This window comes from Streptomyces sp. NPDC048295, from assembly GCF_040652135.1.
Classification (GTDB): Bacteria; Actinomycetota; Actinomycetes; order Streptomycetales; family Streptomycetaceae; genus Streptomyces.
The window spans coordinates 1-6,219 of record NZ_JBEZLL010000065.1; the positions used below are offsets into that span (position 1 = coordinate 1).

General features: G+C 68.4%; 6 protein-coding genes and 2 pseudogenes. 3 read left to right on the forward strand and 5 right to left on the reverse strand.

The window, feature by feature from the left end:
- Both AB0D53_RS41425 and AB0D53_RS41430 read right to left on the reverse strand, forming a co-directional pair.
- On the reverse strand, positions 1-179 hold a 179-nt coding region (locus tag AB0D53_RS41425; RefSeq protein WP_362454692.1), incomplete at its 3' end, for a transposase.
- Between the two features lie 378 nt (positions 180-557).
- Positions 558-1,538, reverse strand: a complete 981-nt coding sequence (locus tag AB0D53_RS41430; RefSeq protein WP_362454682.1) for a LysR family transcriptional regulator — start codon at positions 1,536-1,538, stop codon at positions 558-560.
- A 95-nt stretch (positions 1,539-1,633) separates the two neighbouring features.
- Between AB0D53_RS41430 and AB0D53_RS41435 the strand changes: the two genes are divergently transcribed.
- Complete coding sequence (locus AB0D53_RS41435; protein ID WP_362454684.1) at positions 1,634-2,800, forward strand: nuclear transport factor 2 family protein; 1,167 nt, start codon at positions 1,634-1,636, stop codon at positions 2,798-2,800.
- Between the two features lie 32 nt (positions 2,801-2,832).
- Here the strand turns inward: AB0D53_RS41435 and AB0D53_RS41440 are convergent, their stop codons facing one another.
- From AB0D53_RS41440 to AB0D53_RS41450, 3 genes and pseudogenes are all read right to left on the reverse strand, one after another.
- The gene (locus AB0D53_RS41440) at positions 2,833-3,741 is read right to left on the reverse strand and encodes an aminoglycoside phosphotransferase family protein (RefSeq protein ID WP_362454686.1); all 909 of its coding nucleotides are present in this window, start codon (positions 3,739-3,741) and stop codon (positions 2,833-2,835) included.
- Between the two features lie 176 nt (positions 3,742-3,917).
- Positions 3,918-4,097 (reverse strand): hypothetical protein, encoded by a 180-nt coding sequence (locus AB0D53_RS41445; protein WP_362454688.1) that lies wholly within the window; start codon positions 4,095-4,097, stop codon positions 3,918-3,920.
- A 585-nt stretch (positions 4,098-4,682) separates the two neighbouring features.
- Positions 4,683-4,778 (reverse strand): annotated as a pseudogene (locus tag AB0D53_RS41450) (IS5/IS1182 family transposase); the annotation flags it as partial.
- A gap of 351 nt (positions 4,779-5,129) precedes the next feature.
- On the opposite strand from AB0D53_RS41450, the gene AB0D53_RS41455 reads away from it, so the two are divergent.
- Together AB0D53_RS41455 and AB0D53_RS41460 are read left to right on the forward strand one after the other, a co-directional pair.
- Positions 5,130-5,510, forward strand: a complete 381-nt coding sequence (locus AB0D53_RS41455; RefSeq protein WP_362454690.1) for an antibiotic biosynthesis monooxygenase — start codon at positions 5,130-5,132, stop codon at positions 5,508-5,510.
- Between the two features lie 25 nt (positions 5,511-5,535).
- Positions 5,536-6,117 (forward strand): annotated as a pseudogene (locus AB0D53_RS41460) (transposase); the annotation flags it as partial.
- Positions 6,118-6,219: the final 102 nt, after the last annotated feature.

Below are 6,219 nucleotides of genomic sequence, written 5' to 3' on the forward strand. Positions count from 1 at the left end.
GGCAGAGCCCGCCAGGCACACCCGCTCACCAGCACGTAGACGATCGCGGCGAACAGGGTCTCATCAGGCGTGTCCTGCGTCCCGCAGCCCTGCGGACGCACCTTCGACGGCGGGATCAGCGGCTTCGCGATCTCCCACAGCCCGTCTGGAACAATCCAACTCCACGTATCCCGCCCCATGAACAGCCCAACGAGCGATCTCCACATAGGACACGGTCTAAGCGCCACCCACCCCGCCTCCGCGACCCGCCACGCAGCTCTGACGAACCTCACCCGGAGCATCGGAACCCAGGCCCTCCCCGTCCTCGAACGAGTCACCCGCGATCCCGGCACGGCCATCCGAGAACACGCCCAACTCACCCCGGACCAGTGGGACACGCGGGAAGGGAACGTGGAGAGGTCCGGCCCCGATGGAGTACGCAGCTCGTAGCCGTCGACCGGACTTCGAGGCCTGGCGACCGGATCGAGTACGCGCTCCATGAAGGGTACGACCGGACCAGCTGTCGCAGGCTGCTGAAGGCATCGCGGCCGGCTCCGGGGTTCCGGGACTGGCCGGGATCAGGCGTGGTTCTGTTCCGTGGGGAATCGGTCAGCGGGTGCGTGAGGGTGTGGGGCCACCGTCCTGGTCGGGTGATGAGCGGCTTGGGCCGCACGGCCCGGGGCGAACGCAGCAGCAAGTTGGTCGTGAAGAGACGCTGCACAGGGGTGCGGGTCTCGGCGCGGCGTGATCGTGTAGATGCCGCGGGTCGGGGGATCGATGAGATCCACGGTGGCGACGTCGGTCCGCAGCGCCCGCGTCAGCACACCGGGTACCAACGCGATGGCAAGGCCGGTTGCGACCAGCGCCAGTTTGCCGTGCAGATCGGCCGCGGTGAGGTCGATGCGGGCGTTGACTCCGGCACGGGCAGCGTGCTGGCGCAGGAGCGCCGCCGAGCCGTCGTTGTCCTCGACCCAGGTCTGATCGGCCAGCGCCTGAATGTGTACCGGGCCGCCCCCGGACCGCGGATGGCCGACGGGCATGACGACGACCATGCCGTCCAGCCCGAGGAACCGTCGATCGACCCGCAGGTCATGGGGCAGCCCTGGTGGTGCATCAGTGACGACCGCGATGTCGATATCGCCGGCGATCACGCGCTGGTGCAGCTGAGCGCTCAGGCCGGGGACCAGGCTCCACCGGAGGGATCCGGCCTGCTTCAGCAGGCCCCGAATTGCCTCGGGGACGATCCCGGAGGCCAGAGAGGGGGCGGCGCCGACTGCCAGCGGCCGGCTGTACGCCCCGTCACGAACCTCTCGTGCGGCGCGTACTGCGCGGTCGGCCTCGTTGAGCGTGGCCAGCGCGTGATGCCGGAACACCTCACCGGCAGGCGTCGGACGCACACCGCGCGCATGGCGCTCCACCAGCGCTACGCCGAGCTGCCGCTCCAGCCCGCGGATCTGCCGGGAGACGGCCGATTGCGTGTGATTGAGCTCGGTGGCCGCCGCCGACAGCGACCCGAGACGGCACACGGTCACGAAGGTTCGCCACACAGACAGTTCCATCGCACCAGTATGCCCAGTCGATATGCGTATCTCGCAGGGCTGACCTGCAAGATCTGCGCTTGTCGCAGCTGTCGCCGTGCACCACTCTGGCGCTTATGACAGCACCACACACACCACACACCCTTGCTGTTCTCGGCTTGGGGCGCATGGGTGCCGCGCTCGCGACACGACTCGTCACCCAGGGCTGGAACGTCGTCGGCTGGACACGCTCCGGGCGGGCACCAGGCACCGTCAAGGTGACCAGCGATCCGAGCGCCGCCGTGGCGAGGGCCGACCTCGTGCTCATGTCACTGTTCGACGGACCCGCCTGCCAGCAGGTCCTCGACGACGTCCACGATTCGCTGCGCGCGCACACGATCGTGGTGAACACCAGCACCATCGCCCCCGCCGAGGCGTCCGAACTGGCCCGGCAACTCGGCTCGTCCTATGTTCACGCCCCCGTACTCGGCTCCGTACCTGCTGCCGCTGCCGGCACCCTGCAGATCCTTGCTGCTGCCGATCAGAACACGCTCGGCAGAGCCCGTCCGGTTCTGGAAACACTCGGCACCGTGCAACGCGTCGACGACGCCTCCACGGCCGCCGCGCTCAAGCTGATCGCCAACAACAGTCTCGCCGGAGCCGTCCTCGCCCTGCGCGACTCCCTGAGGCAGGCCGACGCCCTCGGCCTGCCCCGTGCGCAGGTGCTGGATGTCCTCCAACTCGGCCAGCTCGGCGCGCTCGTGACCCGCAAACGTCCCTTCCTCACCGACGGGTCGGCCGCCGGCACAGCAGAGTTCACCATCGGTGCGCTGGCCAAGGACATGGCACTGCTGGCCGCCGCGTCCAACACTCCCTTGCGCAGCGCAACCGGCCTGGCCGACACCCCTGCCGCGCCCGAGGCCGACATCACCGCCGCCGCCACGGTCCCCGCCGTGGAGGAAGCCGTACTCGAACCGCTCCGCGCCTACATCCGGGGACACGCCACCGGCGACCCCGCTCACTTCCACGACGCGTTTTTGCCCACCGCCCGCATCGAGGGAATCCGTCACGGCGCATTCGTCTCATGGCGCCTGGACGAGTACTGCGCCCTCTTCCAGGGCCGGCCGGCCTCGGACGAACCGACCCGTTCCCGCCGCATCGACGTCACCGACGTCCACGGCACCATCGCGACCGCCACCATGACGCTCTGGCACGGTGCGGACACGTTCACCGACATCTTCCTGCTGGTCCGCGTCGACGACAGCTGGCGCATCGCCAACAAGACGTATCACCGCCGCCCTTGAGCCGGCGGAAGCCGATCCGGCGTCGGACCGGGTTACGCGAAGCGTTCGTGGTCGGCCAGCACCGCGTCGATCACATCGAGCTGGATGGCGACCCGCTCGTCCCTGGGACCGGAGCACTCGGTCAAGGTCAGCAGGGACTTCCACAGCGCCCAGCCCCTGGCCCTGGCCCAGGTGCCGTCGTCCTGGCCGACTGCATGCCGGAACACCTCGCGGCTCTCCTCGCGAAGCATCGTCCAGGCGATCACGAGATCACAGGCGGGGTCACCGATGCCCGAGGTGCCGAAGTCGATGACGGCCGACAGCTTGCCGTCGGCGACAAGCAGGTTGTTGCCGCCCATGTCGCCGTGGAACCACACCGGCGATCCACACCACTGGGCCTCGAGCGCCGCCTGCCAGGTACTGGTGGCCCTCATGGTGTCGATCCGGCCGCTCAGGGCGGTGATGCAGCGACGCGTCTCGTCGTCGTAGTGGGCGGGTGACGTGCCGCGATATCCGCTGTGCGCCCCGGCGAGAGGACCGCCCCTGGAATCACAGCGCTGAAGGGCGAGGACGAACCCGGCGACACTGGTGGCGAACTGGTTCATGTCGTCGATGCGTTCGGGAGAGGCCGTCTCGCCGGGCAGCCAGCCGCGCACGGACCAAGGGTAGGGGTATCCCGGGCCGGGGGCTCCCTTGGCCAGGACGGTGGGGACAGCCACCGGCAGGGCAGGGGCCAGGCGCGGCAGCCAGTCGCATTCCTTGTCGACGGCAGGAGCGTAACCGGCCGCGGTGGGGAGGCGGACTGTCATGTCGTCGCCGAGGCGGTAGGTGCGGTTGTCCCAGCCGTCCACCGGCACCGGCACTACGGGCAGACGGCTCCACCGGGGGAACTGGGCAGCGATCAATTCTTTCACCAGCGCGGCATTGATTCCCGCGCGACCGTCCGGCGTAGCTGTAGGCACCCACTGATCCTCACCGGCGACGTCGTACCTGGCAAGTGATTAACGAAGGTCGGGGCCATGGCGGGGACACCCGGACGCACGGCCCGGCGGCAAACGCAGCCCGGCCGTTCCTCACGCTCCGGCCGGGGTAGCCGTCATGGGGCGGTTCGTGGCGCACCGCTGCTTCTCCGCTGTGGTCATGAGTCCGGTGCGCTGCAGGACGCGGTCGGGCAGGGTGGCGTGGGGGTGTCCGCGATGACATCGATCCGCCAGGCGGGCGTGCCCGAGCCTGTGGCGGTGAAGGAGCCATGGACGCGGTGCCGGGCGGCCTGGAACTCGATCCAGGACACATCCCCGGGCTGGATCCGCTCGGTCACGTCCCGTACTGCGGACTTGGTCCGGTTCCATGCTCAGTCGGTCTGCGTCAGCGCTGTCTCGAACTGGTAGGACATGGCACCGGTGTTCTCGGGCCTGGCGAGGGCCAGGTGGGCGAACAGGCCGGCCCGCGTCTGGCCGACATGGTCGAAGGCATCTCCCTGGTACCGGAGGGCCCGCAGGTGCTCCAGCGTGGTCCTGGTGCAGTTGGCGAAGGCCTCCCCGGCGACGTGCGCCCGGTCGTAGTAGTGGAACGTGCTGCCCTTGTCGGGGGTGAAGGAGCAGGCGGCCCACTCGCTTTCGCAGTAGGCGACGGCCGCCGTGAGGTCGGCGGGCTTCCCGTCGAGGAATGCCTGAGCGGGCCGGCAGGTCCGTCTTGGGGATGGACCTGCCCATAGGAGCGGGGTCCGCGGCGTTCGCGGGCTGCGGGGCCAGGGGCATGCTCAGAGCCGTTGCTGCCCTGCGCGGAGTTGAAAGGGCGGGCAGAGGCCTGTCGAGGCCGCGCCGATGAGCCAGGCCATGGCCCTCTCGATGGTCCGGCGGTGCCGTCCGAGGTGCTGCGAGGTCTCGACGCCCTTGCGGGCGATGCGGTGCCGGCCGCCGCCCCGAGGCCGCGAAGGTGCCTCCGGCACCACCCGCCCGAACAGCTCCCACTGGTCATCCGGCACCAGCCGCTCAACAATCCCATCACGGCCAACACCCCACCCAGCCAAATGAGATGACGTCAAGGCAGAGGTTCTCGCCCAGCCTGGAGCATCCCGTGGCCTTCCTATGGGCAAAGCCGCCGGCGAGCCTCTCGACAGAGTCGCGCCTGCTCCAGAGAATCTTCGGCTCAGGATGCCAGTGCCGCGTCAGGCAACGTTCGCCCTGGTGTTCCCCGTCCCCTGCATCGTTCTGTGAGCCGGCAGGCTACTGGCCGTTGCCGGGAGCTGGAGGGAGAGCCCGGACGGCTTCGGTCAAGAACCCGATCCCTCATGTATCGCGGTCAGGAAAGACGCTGGATCGTTGGGCACGTCCCGCCTTACGGTGACGCCATGAACGATCACCCGGAAGTGCCTGTCGCGCCCGTCGGAGCCTATGAACCCCCCTACTACGTAGCTGTTTTCACTACAGTGCGAGCTCAGGAACAGAGCGGCTACGCCGAGACCAACGCCCGCATGGAAGACCTGGTGAAGGACGTCCCGGGGTTCCTGGGGATGGACCACGCGCAAACTCCTGGCGGGCTGGGCATCACCGTCGGGTACTTCCGGGACGCCGACGCTCTCACGAAGTGGCGGACCAACGCCGAGCACCGCGCAGCACAAAAGCGTGGGCAAGCCGAGTGGTACCAGAGCTACACGCTGCACGTGGCGCAAGTGGAACGGAGCCACGGGTTCACGCGAGCGCAGACCCTGCGGAGCCCGACAGCGGGCTGACCAACCGACGTCGCCTCCTGGTATGGAACCCGAAGTCATCTTCTGCATAGACGAGTTCGGCCCACTCAACCTGATGCCCCACTCGGGCCGGCAGCGGGCTGAACAAGGAGGCAAGTACAAGGACCCCGACCGTGAACCACGCCGCAGGCGGCGGGCGACCTGCAACCACCACGGCGGAGTGCGGCACCTGTTCGCCGCCCTGGACCTGGGCAAGGACAGGCTCTACGGCCATATCAAGCCGGTCAAGAGGCGGACGCAGTTCCTGGAGTTCTGCCGCTACCTGCGCAGCCTCTACCCGCGAGAGGTTCGGATCGCGATCGTCCGTGACAACTTCTCCCCGCATCTGACCACGAAAGAGTGCCGGCGCGTCGGCACGTGGTCGGCGGCGAACAACGTCGAGATGGCCTGCACACCGACCAACAGTTCCTGGCTGAACCGGATCGAGGCCCAGTTCACCGCCCTGCGCTACTTCACCCTCGATGGCACCGACCACCACGCCGACCACAAAGTGCAGGGCAGCATGATCCGCCGCTACATCATCTGGAGAAACCGCCACGCCGACGATCAGCGCCTACGCGCCCTCATCGGCAGGGCGAACGTTGGCTGATGCGGCCCTAGGGCCATTCGTTTGGATCACCGGGCAGACCAAAGGAAGATCCCTGCGATATGGAGTCCGGCCAGATAGACGGTCGCGGTCTTCTCGTAGCGG